Genomic DNA, 17,166 nt, shown 5'->3' with positions numbered 1-17,166 from the left:
TCCACCAGCGATCACAGATTTTGCGGCCACCGGATATCGTCGATCCGTCGACTCGCCCTATTCCGGGGAGGCCGCCATAACGATTGCCAGCAGCGGAACTGTTCGTGCTTCGGGCACCTTGTAGCGATTGCCCTGGACTCGGGTGAGCCACCCGGCTCGAATCAGGGTGCTGATATGAGACTGGTCTGTTCCGGTGGGATTCAGTTCGACGGTGGCCTCCGAAGAAGCCAGAACCTTTCGCACCAGTTCAAGCCTGCGGCCGTGCCCCAGTGCAGAAAGCACGTCTCCCGATTCTCCCAGGGATTGGCCACGATGGCAGCAGGCGGGAGCGCGACCTCCCATTCGCTGCCTCTGCCGTTCGGTAGCTGAACGATACCGAGGTACGACACGACACCACTCGGCTCGAACGACAGACTCTTCAGCATGGCAAGTCCCGGATAATTCCGGTCTCTGGAGCGGCGGCGTTGCAGGAAGGCGGGAACGGCCAAGGAGGCCGTCAGGCCGCAAATGCCGGTGAACATGCTCACCACGCTGGCGATCCGGTCGGCCTGCTCCAGTCCTTGCCGCCACATGACTATCGCCAGCGCGATCAGTCCCAGCGATCCCAGGAAGCTTCCCACCACAATCCACCGCACAAGGACAGTATTGCGCTACGGCAACCGAAACATACAGGCGAACAACGGATTCCCCATGGGCCACTCCACGCACATCCCCCTGGTCGATAGCGAGCGATCCACACGGTCGTCACCATCCGCCACCCTCGGACGCTTCGAACGGGAAAACGACCGCCCACACTCAGCTCGGTTCGTCGGCGGTTATCGCAGGCCCTCCGCGCGCCCGCTGCCCCCTCGTGATCGGCGACAACCTGGTGTACCGCGATGACAATCACCTCACCGTCGGTTGCGCCAGAACACTCGGACCGGTCATCGCCGCACTCGCCGACCGTGCGCTCGCCACTGGCTGAGGTTGTCACGCGGGTCCGAGCGGGGTTCTGCGATCTGGCGCACCCGCCGGATGATCAGCGGAAGGCGTCGGCGTGGGCTGCGGCCCACCGTCCGAACGTGCGCGGTGCCCGGCCGGTGACCTCTTCCACCGTTGGGCGGACGATGGATTCGTCGATGGCCCCGTTCACGTAGAAGTCGAAGAAGGCGTCCACGTACTCGACCGGAGTGGTTCGGAGCATCTCGGCGCGGGCCTCGTCATCGGTGAGGCCCTGGCAGGTGAGATCGCGGCCGGTGGCCTCGGCCAGCATCGCCACCTGCTCGGTGGGTGTGAGTGGCTCCGGTCCCGTGGGCCAGAGGATTTCGCCGTGACGATTGTTTTCGCGCAATACGGTGGCGGCGACAGCACCGAGATCCTGTGGATCCAGCGTGGCCGTACGGACCTCGGGGAACGGCGCCCGAATCACGTCCCCGTCGCGCAGCTGGGGGAGCCAGCGCAGAGCGTTGGAGGCGAAGGCGCAGGGCCGCAGGATGGTCCACGCCGCACCGCACTCGGTGACCTCCCGCTCGGAGGTCATCATGTAGCGGGTGATGGCGTTGGAGGTGTCGCCAGTGCCCGCGGAAACACCGGAGAGCTGCACGATGTGCTCGACACCCGCCTTCACCGCCGCTTGGGCGACGCCCGGGTAACCGGGCAGCAGGAACAGCGCGCGCACGCCCTCGAAGTTCAGTGTCTCCGGTGCAGTGAGGTCGCCGGCCACGGCGTCCGCCCCTCGGGGCACAACGGCGGGCAGGGGATCGCGCACCAGCGCCCGTACGGGCTCGCCGGCTGTGGTCAGGGCTTGCACAACTTCCGCGCCGACATTGCCGGTCGCCCCTGTCACGAGAATCATTGCGCCAATTCTTGTAGCAACCAAGAGATTTCGCGTCTACCGTTGCAGGTTCCTGCAGGCAATCGTGCAGCTTGTTCTCTTCCGCCTTCGGTCGGCGGGCGGCCAGGATGTGCGGTATGGATCGCCTGGATGTGACACCTGCACGCGCATGGCCTGGTGTCGATCCCGTGCGTTCCGAGGATGACTGGAGGATCAGTGATGACAGCGGCGTGGGGCGACGGCGTTCGAGAAGGAGTCGAGTCCATGAAGGTCGAGTTCGACAGCGACGGTGTGAAACTCACCGGAAACCTGTTCTTGCCCGTCGGCCGGGATCGGGCGCCGGGTGTGGTGGTGGCGGGGACGTGGACCAGCGTCAAGGAATTGATGGCCGACCGCTACGCTCAACGTCTCGCCGAGCAGGGGTATGCGGCTCTGTCGTTCGATTTCACCGGCTTCGGCGAATCACAGGGCGAGCCACGCGATGTCGAGAACCCGGCACGGAAGGTTCGCGACATCCACCACGCGGTGAGCTTTCTGGCTGGGCACCCGGCCGTCGACGGTGACCGGCTGGGCGCGCTGGGCGTCTGCGCTGCGGCAATGTACATGTCCGACAACGCTGCTCACGATATGCGGGTGAAATCACTAGCGCTGGTGGCGCCGTGGCTGCACGATGCGGCGATTTGCGAGCAAGTCTACGGCGGGGCGGATGCGGTTGCCGCCAAGATCGAGATCGCCCGCGAGGCGCGGTCACGATTCGACGAGACCGGTGAGGTCGACTACGTTCCGGTGGTCAGCGCCACCGACGAACGCGCGGCCATGCCCTACGACATCGACTTCTACCTCAACCCCACCCGCGGCGGAATCCCGGCCTGGCCCAACCGTTTCGCCGTCATGTCCTGGATCGACTGGCTGACCTACGACGCGATCGCGCTGGCTCCGCTCATCGGACAGCCGACCTTGCTGGTGCACAGCGAGGACGCCGCCATCCCGGATGGCGCGCGCCGCTTCCACGCCGGACTGCCCGGACGGAAGGATATTACGTGGACCCAGGGCACTCAGTTCGACTTCTACGATCAGGAACCCCAGGTCACCGTCGCCGTCGATGCCGTCGCCGCCCACTTCGGCCGGACCCTGTGAACCTGAGGACCGGAATGCCCTGGCAACCGAACATCGCCGACCGGGTCGTCCTCGCCCGGCGGCGGTAGGTCCGATCCTGATAGGGAGGACGCACATGGAGATTCGCGACTTCGAGGCCGCCGATCGGCAGGAGCTGCGAGAGTTGTTCACTCGGGCGAGTGAGGGCTCGCCCGTCGCCTCGCTGTGGGGTGATCCGGAATCCGAGGCGGCGATCTACCTCGATCCATACCTGGACCTGGCACCCGAGTCCGTGTTCGTGGCCGTCGCGGGAGGCAAGATCGTCGGATACCTGACGGGCTGTCTGGACAGCTCGACGTTTCCCAGCGAGGTCGAACGGATCGAGCGGGCCATCCGCACCTACCGGTTGTTCCTACGTCCGACTCCGGCCAGGTTCTTCGGCCGTGCCATGGTCGACACCCTCGCCGCGGCGATTCGCCGCGAGCCGACCGCGAGTGATTTCCAGGACTCGCGCTGGCCCGCGCACCTGCACATCGCAGTGGCGGCCGACGCGCGCGGCACCGGCGCCGCCGCCGCTCTCATGGACCGATGGTTCGCCCGGCTCGACGAGAACGGCTCGCCGGGCTGTCATCTTCAGACTCAGGTCGAAAATGCACGGGCCGTAAGGTTTTTCACCCGAGTGGGATTCACTCCGATCGGTTCGGCCCCGCTGATTCCCGGAATGCGCTACCAGGACGAGCGAGTGCACCAGCAGGCCATGGTCCGGCCGGGTGAGCCGACGTAGGGGGCGCATGGGGCGGCAGAAGACCCGCGACGGGTCAAAGCCAGTTGCGTTCTTTGGCAAGCAAGGCGGCCTGGAATCGTGTGCGTGCGCCGAGCCGGTCCATCAGGTCGGCGACATGGGTGCGGAACTTGCGCACCGAGACATTGAGCGCGCGTGCCGCCGATTCATCGGTGTCATGGCGGGTGAGCGCCCGCAGGACGCGCTGCTCGAAAGGCGAGACCGGGGCTTCGTCCACGCCGTGGGCGCGTTCCCAGATGCCGTCGAAGACCTCTGCCAGTATCTGGGCCATACCGGTACGGCGGATCTGCAGTACACCGGCCGCCGGTTCGGAGAGATCGGCCGGTACGAAGGCGACCGATCGGTTGACGACGGTCAGCGGCCAGACCGTTTCCGTCGTGACTCGATGCATCTCGCCGAGGGCGTGCCTGCGTCGTGCGTAGGCCGCCTGCCGGGGATCCGTCAAGGCGTGCACGGGGAACAGGATGCGACTGCTCAGTCCAGCCATCAGGAGACGACCGCGCCGGGCGCCGGTATGCGGGGATTCGTCGTGCAGCGCATGGGTCCGCAGGGACGAGAACTCACCAGGGTGATCGGTCAGCAATGCGGTTATCCGCCGGCCGACCTCCAGTCCATGCGGCAGCTGCTCGACCATACCCGCGGGCCGGCCGGTGCGCTGCTCCTCGGTCAACTCCCGCACTGCGTCCCAGGCGGCGGCGAGTCCCTCGAACTGCTTTTGCGCCTGCGTGATTCGCCGTCGCACCAGCAGATCGACCGCTACCTCCGGTGGGACCACCGTGAGGTTCTCGTCCACCAAACCCAAGGTGCGCAGCTCGATGATCACGTTCCGCACGCGGGAGTCGACCTGGCCCGCGCCACCCGCGTGCGAGGAGGCGCCGGGGCGTGTGCGCAGCAGGTGGCGGTACACCCGCTCCTGTTCAACGGTCAGTCCGAGACCGGCGAGGCTCACGCTCGGTGCCTGCCCCACTGCCGCACCGGGTTGGCTTCGCACGCAACGGGATTCGAATGCCTTGTCGGTACTGTCATGGTGGAACCACCCCCGGATGGCGATGACGGAAGAATTTGCGTAGTGTATACGCAAAGTGTATGCCATACGCAATTGAAGCGAGGGGAGCGAAGATGGCCGATGAGCCACCGCGTGTGGCTCGGCTGTTGTGGTCGGGAAATCAACGCTCGGGACGAGGCCGCCGGCCGGCATTGAGCCTGGACCGCATCGTCGGTACGGCTATTGCCATCGCCGACGCGGAAGGCATCGGCGCACTCTCGATGCAACGGGTCGCCAATCAGCTCGGCACCGCGACCATGTCGCTGTATCGGCACGTGCCCAGCAAAGACGACCTCGTGGCGGTGATGCTCGACACCGCGATGGCCGCCCCGCCCGATCTTCCCTCCGACGACTGGCGCGCGGCGCTGGAGCACTGGGCTCGCCGAACCCGCGAGTTGTACCTACGTCACCCCTGGGTGCTGGCGGTCGGCACGAGCAATCGCTGGATGGGCCCGAACGAGGCCGCGTGGGGAGAGGCGGCGATGAGCGCGCTCCTCGATGCCGGGCTGGCGCCACACGGCATCGCCGACATCGTCCTGTCCATCACCGCTTTCGTCGGCGGCGTCGCCCGTCTGGAAATCGATCCGACCCAGGGCCGTGACGCGGTCGGGCACGTCGGTCCGGCCCTCGATCCGGCAATGATCCACCAGTACGGTCGACCCGAGCGCTACCCGGCCTTGCTGGCGATGCTCACAGCAGGTCCCGTCGGCGACCGCGACATTCGCGCTGTCGCCGAGGGCGTGTTCGAATTCGGGCTGGGCAAACTGCTCGACGGCATCGCCGCACATCTGACGAGTTGATCCCCGCCCGCCCAACGGGCGCGAATCGGCCGGCTCACCGGCTGTCGGTCACCCTTGGTGGCCTCGGCTCGATACGGGCCTGCGAGTCGGATGCGCTTCGACGACCCGGATCAGCAGGCCGGGGAATCGAGGCCGCGCAACGCGCTGGTGCCCGTGGCGACCCAGGCCTGGGGACAGAGCCGGGCAGCACATGCTGGCGTTGACCGAAGTTCTCGCTGGACCGGACAGCACACACCGGTCACCGAATGGCCGGAAGTACGACATCGGCATCAGTTGACCGGTGACCAGCCGATCTGAGACGTCGCCGGTACAAGACCGCTCGAGTTCGTGGTGCTCGTCGACCGTTCACATGCGCAGGTCGATTCGGTGATATGGCTCAAAACAGAGCGTATTCGGACTTCGCACTCGATCGCGTCCGGTCGATTCTTTCGCACCACTGGTCGTGCAGTGTTCTCCAGTCTTCGGCGGCGGTGCGGATCCACTTCATTTCCAGCTCTCCCGCAGCCAAAGCGGGTTTCTCCCTTTCGAATTCGTTGTCCGCGTGTGCGGCGCGGTCGACCAGTTCGCTCCATCGATGGAAATCCTGATGTAGTGCGTCTTCGACCTTCCTGCGCATTGCAGCTCCTTCGTGGCTATGGTGATCTTGTGACTCGGTGTCTTGGACAGGGGATCGGGTTCTGCAACGTGGTCGGATAGCGCAGACCCGGTAAGATGAGCCGCTGAGGCTCGCCGATACAGCAGTTCTGGTGTTGTGGAAGCGCTCAGCTGTCCGGCAGCGTCACGCAATCGCGGCCACCGTCTCGTTATTGCTGTCCGCGGCGGTGTCGCGGGGGTCGATCTTCAATATGACGACGAGATGTAAACAAACCTCGCGGGTTGCGAGCCGGCTGCGAACTTCTGCTCGCCGACCTCATGGGCAACTCGCGGGACGTACGGTCGTTTCGACCTAGCGCCTACAGGGCCGCCAACCTGCTCGGCCGTCTTTTTGATATCAGCTTGGTCACAGTTTACGCACATTCGGTTAACTATGTATAGGGGGAAGGTGGGAGCCGCTGTAGAGAACCGCAGGTGCGCCACCTCTCGGTCGCGCATCCAGCGAGTTTGCCAGCGCCGTGTCACGCAACGTTGGGGGTAGGTAATCGGGGCGCCGGATCTCGGAGCCGCTGCGAAGGCAGGGACAGGTCCGCGTGCCGGGGCTGCTTCCACAACCACGGCGGCACCGTCAGATATCGGTCCGATGTGGTTCCGCGCCTTACTGTGTGGCAGTCGAACCGTGGACCACAAGGCAACTCGCCCACCGCCAGCTGCGCGCGGACGCGGAACGGCTACTCATCGGCACCAGCACCGACCCCGAATTCGGGGTCCAGCAGACCCAGCAGACCCAAGGGGATGCCTTCCTCGAACGCCGCACCGATCTCGGCCGTGCGCTCGCCTACGCCCAGATCGGCCAAGACGTGAAGCCGGCGATCCGCGCCGAGGTCGACAATGCCTCCTGCGAAACGGTGCAACTCCCGATCATGTGACCCGGATCGAACGCAGTGGTGAGCGGCTGCGTGAGCATCTGCTGGCCGAGCTTCGGCGGCGGAAGCTGGAGCCGCCGACGGCGGGCCGGATCGACCGGATTGCGTGCTCGGCGTTGAGCCGCGGTGAGGATGTGCTGTTCGACCGGGTGCTGTCGCGATGCTCAACCCGACCCGTGATCGCCCTCGCTACCCGCGCGGGCGCTGATGCGAGGGATGACCTTCGACTTCAGGAATCCCAGCGTTCGAGGACTTCGGCCGCCGCACGGTATCCGGATCGGACAGCGCCGTCCATGTAGCCGTTCCAGACGTCGGACGTTTCCGCGCCCGCCCAGTGAATGCGCCCGACCGGTTCGGACAGCGCCGCTCCGTACTGCGTCCAGACGCCTGCGCCCAGTCGGCCGCCGTAACACCCGCGGGTGAATTCCTCTTCCATCCAGTTCTGTTCGACGTACTCGGCCGGTTCTGCGGCCTCGGGACCGAACAGCTTGGTCAGAGTCGCCACGGCGGCAGCCCGTCGTTCGGCCGCGCTCCAGCGCGCCGCGGTCCGGGCGTGAGCACCTTCGAAGAATCCGACGATGACACCGCATGATTCGTCCTGCGGCGAGTTGTCGAGGGTGACGCTCAGCGCATCGTCGAGGCTGAAGGCGAACCCGTTGAGGCCCGAGTCGCGCCAGAACGGCGTCGGATAGGCGACCTGGACCTTGATCACCGACCCCATCGGGATCTGCTGGGTGAGTCCGTCACGCGTGGCGGGAAGGGCCGGCTCGTAGCGCAATCGACCGGCCAGGGTCGGCGGTATCGCGACGATCGCATACCCGGCGGTGATCGTTCCGCCGGAGTAGGACACGCTCACGCCGTCTTCGTCGTGGACGATCGAATGGACCGGGACGTCGAGCGAGACGATATCGTCGCCGAGTTCGTCGGCCAGCCGTTCGGAGATCTGATGTGTGCCGCCGACGATACGCAACTCCTGCGCGCCATCGGTCACGCCGACGAGGACGTCGATCATGCCTGCGGACCTGATGTAGAAAAGGAAGTGCAGCAGCGACATCTCGGACGACTCGGCGGAGAACAGCGCGGGCACCACCGCGCCCCAGAACGCGAGCGCTTCCGCGTTCTGCGTGTTGGCCCGCAGCCACTCGTCGACGGTTCGGCGATCCAGCTCGGCCGCTTGCGGAGAAGTCCACGGCGAAGACAGCGAGACGGTTTCGGCCAGCGCTTCGAGTTCGGCCTGCAGGCGACCGACTTCTTCGGCCGCCTCATCGGACAGGCCGAAGGTTGCATCGCCGTAGCGAGTGACTGTGCCGTTGTAGAGCGTCACCGATTCGCCGTCGTCGTAGGTCGGGAACGTCTTCAGGCCGAATTCGTCGACCAGGTTCAATACCTCGGTCTGTGTCTGCCCGATCCACTGTCCGCCCATCTCGACAGGAACCCCGCTGGACAGCGTGGCCCCGAGATTGCGGCCGGCGACCCGGTCTCGCGCCTCGAGCACCCGCACACTGCGGCCGGCGGCTTTCACGGCTCGGGCCGCGGTCAAGCCGGCAAGACCGGCACCCACTACAACAACGTCGACATCGGTCATGTCCGGATCCTTCGCGCGAAACTCGGTCGGTTGTACGACTGTAAGATAGGTCACGCCACTGAGGTGTGCAACAGTTGTGGCGAAGTTCGTCTGCTGAGGGAGCGAGGAGAACCGTGGTTTACGTGAGGGCGTCCGAGCGTGAGGAGCAGATCGTCACAGCGGCCATCAAGGTGCTCAGCGAGGTAGGCGTGCCCGCCACCACGCTGCGCGCGGTCGCGGGCGAGGCCGGTATCCCGCTCGGCACGTTGCATTACGTGTTCCCGACCAAGGACCAGCTGCTGCGTTCGGTCATCACGACGCTCATCCGCGACATCTCCGACGCACTGCGCGCGGAGCTCGAGCTCGACAAGGGGGTCGAGCACGCCCTCCGGCACGGCATAACCAGCTTCTGGAAGAAGCTGGTGGACAATCAGGTCGGGCTGCAGATCATGCAGTACGAGCTGATGGCGTATTCCCTGCGCAGCGAGGCGGAAGGTAGCTTGGCTCAGCTTCAGTACGAGCGCTACAGCTCGGTTGTCACCGAGTTCTGCGAGCAGGCCGCCCAAGCCGCGGGGGAGCGCTGCGCGGTCGGTTTCGACACGCTCGGTCGCCTCGCGCTCGCTCAGATCGACGGGCTGATCTTGCAATACGCGTCCAAGCCCGATCCCGGCCGCGCCCAGCGAGACCTGAATCAGGCGCTGGACATGCTGGTCCTGTTCGCCGATCCGCAGCCGGTCGCGCGCAGTGCGGCGCGCCGTGGGAACCGAGCTCTCACCGACGCGGATTAGCAGTCCGTCAACCTCGAATCAGCCCCCTGTTGCGCCTCGGGTCGCATTCGCATTATCGTAATTCGTACGGTTGTCCGACTTAGTGTGCGTTTTCACTACGATCGAAACGAGAAGTCTCACGAAGTCGGGTCGGCCGCGACGGACCTGTCCACCAGGTGCCCGGCTCCGACACATCCCGGATCCAGCCACAGGTTCCGCCCCTTTGTTCGGCCCACGGTTCGCCATCTGGAGTGAGACGCGATGACCCAGAAGAAGATCAACGACACGTCCAACACCGAGGACATGCCGCGAGCCGTCACGGTTGCCGTGATCGGCGCAGGCATGGCCGGGCTGATCGCAGCCCGTGAGTTGCATCGGCGGGGCATCGAGGTCGTAGTGCTCGAATCGGCCGCGCGGCCCGGCGGGCGGATGATGGCCGAAACCACCGCTCTGAACTCGCGAGTCGACCTCGGCGGCCAGTGGATCGGCCACGGGCATCACCGTTTCGAGGCGCTCGCCGCCGAACTCGGCACGACGGTATTCCCGATGCACACACCCAAGCGGCCCGAGATCGTCGAGGGCGACTTGCGCATCAGAAAACCCAGCCTGGCCACAGCGGCCGCCACCACTGCACTGCTGATCTGGGAGATCACAGCGCGACTCGGAGCACCCCGAGCATGGAGGACGCAGACTGTGCAGTCGTGGCTGCGATACGTGCCGGGACGCCGAGCGCGACGGGTGCTGGAAGTCCTCGTCTTGGTGTCCACCACCGCCGACCTCGACCGTTATTCGATGCACGCTTTCCTCGAGATGATCCGCTACCAGGGCGGCCTCACGACGATGCTCTCCACCGCGGGCGGCGCGCAGGAAAGCCTGGTTCTCGAAGGGGCCGGGACGCTGACCGAAAGGCTGGCCGCCGAACTCGAGGGCAGGGTGGTGTTCGACAGCGCTGTCACGGCGTTGCACCGCGACGAGACCGGCGTGACTATTCACTCGGCATCCGGGACCTATCGCGCCGCCGAAGTCATCGTGGCCGTCCCGCCGCCGATGGCAGCGAGAATCGAACACCACCCCGAACTTCCCACTGCGCGAACCCGATTGCAGGACAACACCTACATGGGCTCGGTGTACAAAGCGATCGCGGTCTACGACCGCCCGTTCTGGCGCGAACGCACACACGCCGAACTGATGGTCCTCACCGATCCCGGTATGGCGGTATTCGACACCTCCCCACCGGGCGGACCCGGCCACCTGTGTGTACTCATCGCGGGCCCCGAAGCGCGCAACCTCGATGGGCTCGACAGCGGCGCCCGCCGCACCGCGGTACTCGGCCCGCTCAGCGCCCACCTCGGCCCCGCCGTCCTGAAACCCGCGGGCTGGCACGAAAAGCCGTGGCACCTGGACGAGTATGTCGGTGGCGGTTACACGGCTCTGCCCGACATCGGACACGACCAGGGATGCTTCCCCGCTTCCTCGGAGCGGGTGGGCCACCTCCACTGGGCGGGAACCGAGACCGCAGGCGAGCACGCCGGATACATCGAGGGTGCTATCGAGTCCGGCGAACGCGCCGCCCATGAGGTCATCGAAACCCGCTCGGAAATCACCACCGGGAACGCGATCGGCTCGCCGACACAGTCATGAAGACCCCGGACTCGCGCAAGGAGCAGGCAATGCCCCAGTCGAAGTACTCCTATCTCGACGTCCGGTCCAGTGTCTCCCCACTCGCGAGCCTCAGACTCCTCGCGGTCGCTCCGAAAGTCGTTGCTTCCCTGGCCGAGTACCGCTGGCGGAATCGCACTCTCCTCCGCCGCTGAGATCCCATGGGGGGACGCGTTACTCGCCCGCTGCGCGACTACCAACAGCGATGTGGTCGTCGACGGCATGCTCGCCCGAGCGGCTCGTCGATGACTACTCGGGCGCCGGTATCGGATCCGGTCTCAGAAACTCTCGGTCAGCGCCGTGTCGCTTCTTGCTCCAGCAGCTGGGGTGACGGTGGGGATCCTTATCCCGCGACGCTGAGCCGGACGAGGGCCAGATCCCACTGACCGTGCTGGTCCGCCCAGGTGGTCACGACCTCGCCGAGGCCGATCGGGTTCCCCTCCGGCGCATCGTCGATCGCGTAGTCGCCGTCCTCCTCGACCACCGCCATGATGCGCAGCGCGTCCTCCCTGGTCCCGTTCGTCCGCACCAGGATCTGCTCCACCCGCCAGTCGGCGCTGCTCAGATCACGCCCCACCAGATCGCGCCCGTCGACCAGCTCCCCGTCGACCTCGAAGATCGTCCCCGGCCCGTCCACCCGCAGCGTCTCGGTGTCCCCGATCATCAGAAAGTCGCTCACCACATCGCGCTCGCCGCGCAGCAGCGCCGGGTCGAGCCACCCCGGATCCCGGTCCAGGCCGACCTCGTCGATGAAGTTCCCCCAGGCGTACAGTGCATACGGCATGCTGAGATCCTAAGCGCGCCAGACACTTTCCGGCAATCGAGCCGCAGCGGGACGCGGGACCTCCGCCCCTGGGTCACGTCGTGAGGACCCCGGCCGAGTACCGCTATGTCCACAACCGCCGGGCAACGGATTGCCGCACAGTTCCCGCGACCAGCCCGGCCCGCAGAACCCCATTCCGCCACCGATGTCCGTCCCCTCGTCGTGTCGGCCCAGAGCGGCCCCGGACCCCGCAGACCGGGCAGTGAACCCTCGCGCGAGTCGATTCCCGGTCCGCAACCCGAAACCACGCAGGAAGCGGCATGAGCGTGGGTACGGCTTCTAGATCCGCGAGACCAGGCCACCCCCCACGCATACACTCACACCACCGCCACAATGCGCGCGGCGGTTGATCGTTCGATGCGTTCTCCAACTGCGATACTCCCGAAACGCACCTGTTCGAACGTGCCTATCTGCATGAGGTCAGCATCCTTCCCACCGTTGAACCCACCCGATGTGCCTCCCCGCCAACGGCTCTCAGAAATTTCGAGTTCCCAGATGGCGCGCATTCTCAGGTCGCTTTTGCGTGGCTCGCAGCAGCTTGGAAGTTGAACCGTGACGGGTTGGGGACCGGCTTTGGGCTGTCCTGATGTCGAGTCGCCGACGTTGCCTGCGATCTGGGAGTCACCGAAGCCACCCTGTACCGGTGGAAGCAGCAGGCCCTGGTCGACCGCGACGAGGCACCCGGGACACCCACGGTCGAATCAGCGCAACTGCGAGATCACGACACCACAGAAATCAAGGATTATGTTGCCGTCTCTATCCAATCTGTTTGCCCAGTCTCGAAGGCGCGCATCACGATTCCAGAGGAACTCAGCCGCGCGCTCGGAAGCGATCAGATTGCTGTGGCCCTGGACGCCGAAGTCATCGATGAACGCCCGGCCAGTGATGATCAACCCGAACAGGGGAGGAATGACAAGGCCACCAGGGTCTTCGACCAGAGCACTGATGGAGGCGGTAACCGGACCGAACTCGTAGCCGGTCAGTTCGCTCTCGGCCAGAGCATCGGCCAGCGGTTTCGTCACCGCGTACGCGCCGCTGTAGGACGTGATCAGTTCGCCGTCAACTGGGTAGTGAAACTCGAAATGAGCCGAGACCACTCGCGGAGGGTCATAGCTGGAGTCTCTACTGACCTGGCCGAAGTCGGCAGGGATCTCGGGGTCGATCAGGTAGAAGGTCATGAGTTACGTCCCCCCCGGGTCGGTATCAGTACGTCAGAGGTCGATGATGATCTCGCCGTTTTCGTCCAGCCCGGACGAATATTCCCGAAGTATCTCATCACGATCGAAGAGGAACTCGGCCGCCTGTTGCGAGGCGATCAGCTTGCTGCGCCCCTTGATGCCGAAGTCGTCGACGAACGCTCGGCCGGTGATGACCAGACCGAACAGCGGCGGGATGACAAAGCCTTCGGAGTCTTCGACCAGCGAGCTGATCGAAGTGGTGACCGGTCCGAACTCGTACCCGTTCAAACCGCTCTGAGCCGATTGTCCGCTCGGCGTGCGGGCGGCTCGGCCGGTTGAGCCAAATGGGTCAGGATGGCCAGTGCTGATGCCGACGGGGAATCGAGTGGGGCTGTGCAGGTGACGAGGGTCTGGTCGGGGTGTTCGACCGACCTCAGTGTTTGTTGGGTGACGGTGAGGCCCCCTATCAGCGGGTGGTGCAGCTGGTAGTGGGCGGTCGCGCATGCCTGGACCCTGTGGTCGTTCCAGAGGGTGCCGAATTCCGGGCTGGCCATGGTGAGGCTGCCGATCAACGACGCCAGTGCTGGGTCGTCGGGGTGGGCGCCAGCGATAAGCCGCAGGTTGCCGACGACTGCGCGGGCCTTGCGCGGCCAATCGGCATAGAGCGCGCGGGTGTCGGGGTCGAGGAACACCATCCGGGTCATGTTCGGTCTGCGACCGGGGACCGCCGGGCAGTCGGGGTCGAGATTCGCGGCGAGCAGGGCGTGGCCGAGCGGATTCCAGGCGAGCACATCGCTGCGGCGACCCAGCACGAGCGCGGGTACCAATGGCATGGCGTTGAGCAGCTCGAGCAGGGCGGGGTCAGCGTGCTCGACGGGTGCCGGGCGCGTGAGGCGGCGGCGGCCTGCGGACTCGGCCAGTGCGTGCAGGTGTCGTCGTTCAGTGGCGGTCAACGCGAGTGCGGCGGCGATGGCGTCGAGGACCTCCGGGGAGGCGTTGCGGGATTTGCCCTGTTCGAGCCGGGCGTAGTAGGACGGGCTGACCCCTGCCAGGAGGGTCAACTCCTCGCGGCGCAGTCCCATGACACGGCGACGTTCGCCGTAGGGCGTGAGCCCCACCTGCTCGGGTCGCACCCTGGCCCGGCACGCCTTGAGGAACGCCCCAAGCTGTCCGGACTGGTCTTCGCGGTCGCTCATCACGTCATTGTCGCTGCCGGATGCAGAGTTGTCCTGACCCTGCCGGGGTGTGGACACCGTTGATGCACCCGCGCCAGCGGCGCCTTCGCAGGGTGTGGTTACCGACGTCGGGCACTTGAAAACTCAGTGGCACGGCCCATGAGCCGTCCGGCACCCGGTCACGGCGTCGGGAACACGCAGCGAAGGAACCTGATGAATGAGATTGTGCTCGGTGATGTCACCGTGTTGCGGGTCGAGGAAATGCACGGGCCGGTGGGCATGACGCCCGATCAGTTCTTCCCCGGCTCGCCCGACCAGCACTGGGACGAGCAGCGGCCGATGCTGGTTCCGGATCACCTCGACCCGGTCGACAACATCGTTCAGGTCGCCATGCAGACCTGGGCGCTGCGCAGCGAAGGCCGGATCATCCTGGTGGACACCGGCATCGGTAACGACAAGACCCGCCCGGCGGTCGAAGCCTGGGACCACCTCGACCTGAGGTATTTGACCAATCTCGCCGCGGCAGGCATCGCGCCCGAGGACGTGAACCTGGTGATCAACACCCACCTGCATGTCGATCACGTCGGCTGGAACACCCGCCTCGTGGACGGGCAGTGGGTGCCGACATTCCCCAACGCCACCTACCTGATGCCGCGTGCGGACTACGAGCACTGGAATCCGGCCAACAACCCGAACATCGCGGGCGGTGTCAACGAGAACGTGTTCGAGGACAGCGTCGCACCGGTCTACGCCGCAGGCCAGGTGCGGCTATGGGAGGACGAATACGTCGTGGACGCGAATCTCACGTTGCGGGCGGCACCGGGGCATACTCCCGGTTCGAGCGTGCTGGTGCTGGCGTCAGGAAGCGACAAGGCACTGTTCGCGGGAGACCTGGTGCATACGCCCCTGCAGATCGCTCACCCCGAACACAACAGCTGCTTCTGCGAGGACCCCGTCGCCGCGAGGGCGACCCGACTTCGGCTGCTGGGTTGGGCGGCCGATCACACCGCGTTGGTGTTGCCCGCGCACTTCAGCGGACACAGCGCCCTCGAAATCGTCCGCGACGCCAGCGCGTTCGCGATCAAGAACTGGGCTCCGCTGCCCGCCTACTGACCGAAGTCGTGCCGCCCCGCACCCGCGCGGGGTGGCGCTGCACTCCTCACACGCTACCCAGATCAAGGCGCTCCATGAAGGCTTCACAATCCGCCGATTCGCAACCCGCCGATATCGTGCGCGAGGTGGAAAGCGGCAGGCTCCGCGGCACTGCGTACCCGACCCACACCGTGTTCTACTCCATCCCTTACGCCGCTGCGCCGGTCGGGATCGGCCGTTTTCAGGCGCCGGCTCCCGTTCGGCCGTGGCTGGGTGTGCGTGCGGCCACCGCGCCGGGGCCGACCGCTCCGCAGCTACCGCGCGGCCGTTTCGGATCACTGGATATCTCGGCGTATTTCGACCCCGGGTGGCGGGTCGGACCCGACTACCTGACTGTCAATATCTGGTCACCCCGCGATGTGTCCGGCGGCGCCCCGGTGCTGGTGTTCCTGCACGGCGGCGCGTTCGTCGCAGGGTCATCGCACTCGCCGATGCTCGACGGCTCCCGATTCGCGCAGCACGGCGTCGTGGTCGTCACGGTGAACTACCGCCTGGGCATTGCCGGGTTCCTCGACATCCCCGGCGCTTTCCCGAATCGGGGCCTCGCCGATGTCGTTGCCGCGTTGGCGTGGGTCAACCGCAACGTCACCGCCTTCGGCGGCGATCCCGCGCGGGTGACCCTGGCCGGTCAGTCCGCCGGGGCGATCCTCACCGCCGCCGCGATCGCCGCACCCGAGGCTGCCGGCCTGTTTGGACGTGCCGTGATGCAAAGCGGCAGCGGCAGCGCAGCATTCAGCCGCGAACAGGCCGCGATCGTGCGTGATGCCGCCGCAGCGACGCTCGGGGTAGCAGCGACACTCGATGGATTCGCCGACTTGACCGATCAGCAGCTCATCGATGCCGTGCCGGAGCTCACCGGTCTCGACCTCGGCACCGCGACCGTCCGTGACCCGCTGCAACGGATTACACCGCTGGGTGTGGTCCTCGACGACCAGCCCGTCACCACCGTGGCCCGCGCAGCGGGCCAACCTGTCGACCTGCTGATCGGCCACAACACCGACGAAGGAAATCTGTATCTGTTGCCCAACGGCGTGGCGGCGGCGGCAACCCTGCAACAGCTGACCGAAGCCGCCGAGTACGCCGACCCCGACCCGGACCGGCTGCTGTCGGTCTACAGGAGGCTGCATCCCACCGCCACACCAGGCAGGCTGCGCTCGATCATCCTGGGGGACGCGGTGTTCGGGACCGGTAGCCGAGCCATGGCCGACAGTCACTCGGCGGCGGGCAAACGCACCTACGCCTATGCGTTCGGCTGGAGCTCGCCCGCGCTTGCCGGGCAACTCGGCGCCACCCACATCGTCGAGCTGCCCTTCGTCTTCGACAACCTGCTACCCACCTTCCAGGGCGCGGACGGGCTACTCGGCACGCCCGCGCCTGCACCGCTGGCCGCCCGAGTACATCGCGCATGGGTCGACTTCGTCACCATCGGTACACCCGGCTGGCCCGAATACCGGCCCGACCGGCGCACCACGCAGCTCATCAACGACGAATGGGCCGTCGTCGACGACCCGTTCGCCGCCGAACGCGACGCCTGGACCCACACCCACCACACCCGAACAGGAACGGCCGATATGGTCGACCAGCGGGTACAGCCGAACCTCCCCGGCGCTCACCCGGGATAACTCCAGCAATGCCGTGAGATGGAAATCCGCGTTGAGCTGGGCCGTCCACTCCTGAAGTGGTATGTATGCCAAGAAATCGGATGCACGGTAATGGGCGCCGGTCGGTGCCTGCTATCCGCCGCTGACCCGCGCGGCCACCGACGTCGCCGTC

At 66.0% G+C, this 17,166-nt stretch carries 17 protein-coding genes; 8 read left to right on the top strand and 9 right to left on the bottom strand.

Annotated elements, in window-relative coordinates; all coding sequences use genetic code 11:
* Nucleotides 1–200: 200 nt before the first annotated feature.
* Entirely contained in the window at nucleotides 201–635 is a 435-nt protein-coding gene (locus tag AC3EO7_RS33845; protein ID WP_488186307.1) for a hypothetical protein, read from the bottom strand.
* Nucleotides 636–1,018: 383 nt separating this feature from the next.
* Nucleotides 1,019–1,834 (bottom strand): NmrA family NAD(P)-binding protein, encoded by an 816-nt coding sequence (locus AC3EO7_RS33840; protein WP_431971577.1) that lies wholly within the window; start codon nucleotides 1,832–1,834, stop codon nucleotides 1,019–1,021.
* A gap of 243 nt (nucleotides 1,835–2,077) precedes the next feature.
* Between AC3EO7_RS33840 and AC3EO7_RS33835 the strand changes: the two genes are divergently transcribed.
* Both AC3EO7_RS33835 and AC3EO7_RS33830 read left to right on the top strand, forming a co-directional pair.
* Nucleotides 2,078–2,950, top strand: coding sequence for an alpha/beta hydrolase (locus AC3EO7_RS33835; protein WP_431971576.1), 873 nt, complete (start codon nucleotides 2,078–2,080; stop codon nucleotides 2,948–2,950).
* A gap of 94 nt (nucleotides 2,951–3,044) precedes the next feature.
* Nucleotides 3,045–3,692: a GNAT family N-acetyltransferase gene (locus AC3EO7_RS33830; protein ID WP_435593427.1), complete on the top strand. Its 648-nt coding sequence runs from the start codon at nucleotides 3,045–3,047 to the stop codon at nucleotides 3,690–3,692.
* A 34-nt stretch (nucleotides 3,693–3,726) separates the two neighbouring features.
* Here AC3EO7_RS33830 and AC3EO7_RS33825 read toward each other — a convergent pair whose 3' ends face one another.
* Nucleotides 3,727–4,659, bottom strand: coding sequence for a hypothetical protein (locus AC3EO7_RS33825; protein WP_435593426.1), 933 nt, complete (start codon nucleotides 4,657–4,659; stop codon nucleotides 3,727–3,729).
* A 248-nt stretch (nucleotides 4,660–4,907) separates the two neighbouring features.
* On the opposite strand from AC3EO7_RS33825, the gene AC3EO7_RS33820 reads away from it, so the two are divergent.
* On the top strand, nucleotides 4,908–5,555 hold the full coding sequence (locus AC3EO7_RS33820) for a TetR/AcrR family transcriptional regulator (RefSeq protein ID WP_431971573.1): 648 nt from the start codon (nucleotides 4,908–4,910) through the stop codon (nucleotides 5,553–5,555).
* A 376-nt stretch (nucleotides 5,556–5,931) separates the two neighbouring features.
* Here AC3EO7_RS33820 and AC3EO7_RS33815 read toward each other — a convergent pair whose 3' ends face one another.
* A complete protein-coding gene (locus AC3EO7_RS33815) occupies nucleotides 5,932–6,171 on the bottom strand; it encodes a hypothetical protein (protein WP_431971572.1) in 240 nt (79 codons plus the stop codon).
* Nucleotides 6,172–6,814: 643 nt separating this feature from the next.
* On the opposite strand from AC3EO7_RS33815, the gene AC3EO7_RS33810 reads away from it, so the two are divergent.
* Nucleotides 6,815–7,078 carry a hypothetical protein gene (locus AC3EO7_RS33810; RefSeq protein ID WP_435593425.1) on the top strand — a complete coding sequence of 88 codons (264 nt, stop codon included), beginning with the start codon at nucleotides 6,815–6,817 and terminating at the stop codon, nucleotides 7,076–7,078.
* A 226-nt stretch (nucleotides 7,079–7,304) separates the two neighbouring features.
* Here AC3EO7_RS33810 and AC3EO7_RS33805 read toward each other — a convergent pair whose 3' ends face one another.
* Complete coding sequence (locus AC3EO7_RS33805; protein WP_435593424.1) at nucleotides 7,305–8,660, bottom strand: flavin monoamine oxidase family protein; 1,356 nt, start codon at nucleotides 8,658–8,660, stop codon at nucleotides 7,305–7,307.
* A gap of 113 nt (nucleotides 8,661–8,773) precedes the next feature.
* Between AC3EO7_RS33805 and AC3EO7_RS33800 the strand changes: the two genes are divergently transcribed.
* Nucleotides 8,774–9,427 carry a TetR/AcrR family transcriptional regulator gene (locus AC3EO7_RS33800; RefSeq protein WP_435593423.1) on the top strand — a complete coding sequence of 218 codons (654 nt, stop codon included), beginning with the start codon at nucleotides 8,774–8,776 and terminating at the stop codon, nucleotides 9,425–9,427.
* 240 nt (nucleotides 9,428–9,667) lie between these two features.
* On the top strand, nucleotides 9,668–11,047 hold the full coding sequence (locus AC3EO7_RS33795; protein ID WP_435593422.1) for a flavin monoamine oxidase family protein: 1,380 nt from the start codon (nucleotides 9,668–9,670) through the stop codon (nucleotides 11,045–11,047).
* A gap of 361 nt (nucleotides 11,048–11,408) precedes the next feature.
* On the opposite strand, the gene AC3EO7_RS33790 is transcribed toward AC3EO7_RS33795, so the two are convergent.
* From AC3EO7_RS33790 to AC3EO7_RS33775, 4 genes are all read right to left on the bottom strand, one after another.
* The gene (locus tag AC3EO7_RS33790; RefSeq protein ID WP_435593421.1) at nucleotides 11,409–11,849 is read right to left on the bottom strand and encodes a hypothetical protein; all 441 of its coding nucleotides are present in this window, start codon (nucleotides 11,847–11,849) and stop codon (nucleotides 11,409–11,411) included.
* A 740-nt stretch (nucleotides 11,850–12,589) separates the two neighbouring features.
* Entirely contained in the window at nucleotides 12,590–13,066 is a 477-nt protein-coding gene (locus tag AC3EO7_RS33785; protein ID WP_435593420.1) for a hypothetical protein, read from the bottom strand.
* A gap of 33 nt (nucleotides 13,067–13,099) precedes the next feature.
* Entirely contained in the window at nucleotides 13,100–13,354 is a 255-nt protein-coding gene (locus tag AC3EO7_RS33780) for a hypothetical protein (RefSeq protein WP_435593419.1), read from the bottom strand.
* Nucleotides 13,351–14,262 carry an MmyB family transcriptional regulator gene (locus tag AC3EO7_RS33775; protein WP_431971564.1) on the bottom strand — a complete coding sequence of 304 codons (912 nt, stop codon included), beginning with the start codon at nucleotides 14,260–14,262 and terminating at the stop codon, nucleotides 13,351–13,353. Before AC3EO7_RS33775 ends, AC3EO7_RS33780 begins: the two co-directional genes overlap by 4 nt.
* Before the next feature lie 192 nt (nucleotides 14,263–14,454).
* On the opposite strand from AC3EO7_RS33775, the gene AC3EO7_RS33770 reads away from it, so the two are divergent.
* Nucleotides 14,455–15,354, top strand: coding sequence for an MBL fold metallo-hydrolase (locus AC3EO7_RS33770; RefSeq protein WP_435593418.1), 900 nt, complete (start codon nucleotides 14,455–14,457; stop codon nucleotides 15,352–15,354).
* A gap of 74 nt (nucleotides 15,355–15,428) precedes the next feature.
* Entirely contained in the window at nucleotides 15,429–17,015 is a 1,587-nt protein-coding gene (locus AC3EO7_RS33765; RefSeq protein WP_431971562.1) for a carboxylesterase/lipase family protein, read from the top strand.
* Nucleotides 17,016–17,166 lie beyond the last annotated feature (151 nt).

This window comes from Nocardia sp. bgisy118 (assembly GCF_057708605.1).
The sequence above is the reverse complement of the archived record's forward strand: the minus strand, read 5'-3'. Positions and strand labels throughout refer to the sequence as shown.

Coding starts and splice junctions, on each gene's coding strand:
- AC3EO7_RS33840 (WP_431971577.1), bottom strand. CDS start 1,834: ATGATTCTCGTGACAGGGGCGACCGGCAATGTCGGCGCGGAAGTTGTG.
- AC3EO7_RS33835 (WP_431971576.1), top strand. CDS start 2,078: ATGAAGGTCGAGTTCGACAGCGACGGTGTGAAACTCACCGGAAACCTG.
- AC3EO7_RS33830 (WP_435593427.1), top strand. CDS start 3,045: ATGGAGATTCGCGACTTCGAGGCCGCCGATCGGCAGGAGCTGCGAGAG.
- AC3EO7_RS33815 (WP_431971572.1), bottom strand. CDS start 6,171: ATGCGCAGGAAGGTCGAAGACGCACTACATCAGGATTTCCATCGATGG.
- AC3EO7_RS33805 (WP_435593424.1), bottom strand. CDS start 8,660: ATGACCGATGTCGACGTTGTTGTAGTGGGTGCCGGTCTTGCCGGCTTG.
- AC3EO7_RS33795 (WP_435593422.1), top strand. CDS start 9,668: ATGACCCAGAAGAAGATCAACGACACGTCCAACACCGAGGACATGCCG.
- AC3EO7_RS33790 (WP_435593421.1), bottom strand. CDS start 11,849: ATGCCGTATGCACTGTACGCCTGGGGGAACTTCATCGACGAGGTCGGC.
- AC3EO7_RS33785 (WP_435593420.1), bottom strand. CDS start 13,066: ATGACCTTCTACCTGATCGACCCCGAGATCCCTGCCGACTTCGGCCAG.
- AC3EO7_RS33775 (WP_431971564.1), bottom strand. CDS start 14,262: ATGAGCGACCGCGAAGACCAGTCCGGACAGCTTGGGGCGTTCCTCAAG.
- AC3EO7_RS33770 (WP_435593418.1), top strand. CDS start 14,455: ATGAATGAGATTGTGCTCGGTGATGTCACCGTGTTGCGGGTCGAGGAA.
- AC3EO7_RS33765 (WP_431971562.1), top strand. CDS start 15,429: ATGAAGGCTTCACAATCCGCCGATTCGCAACCCGCCGATATCGTGCGC.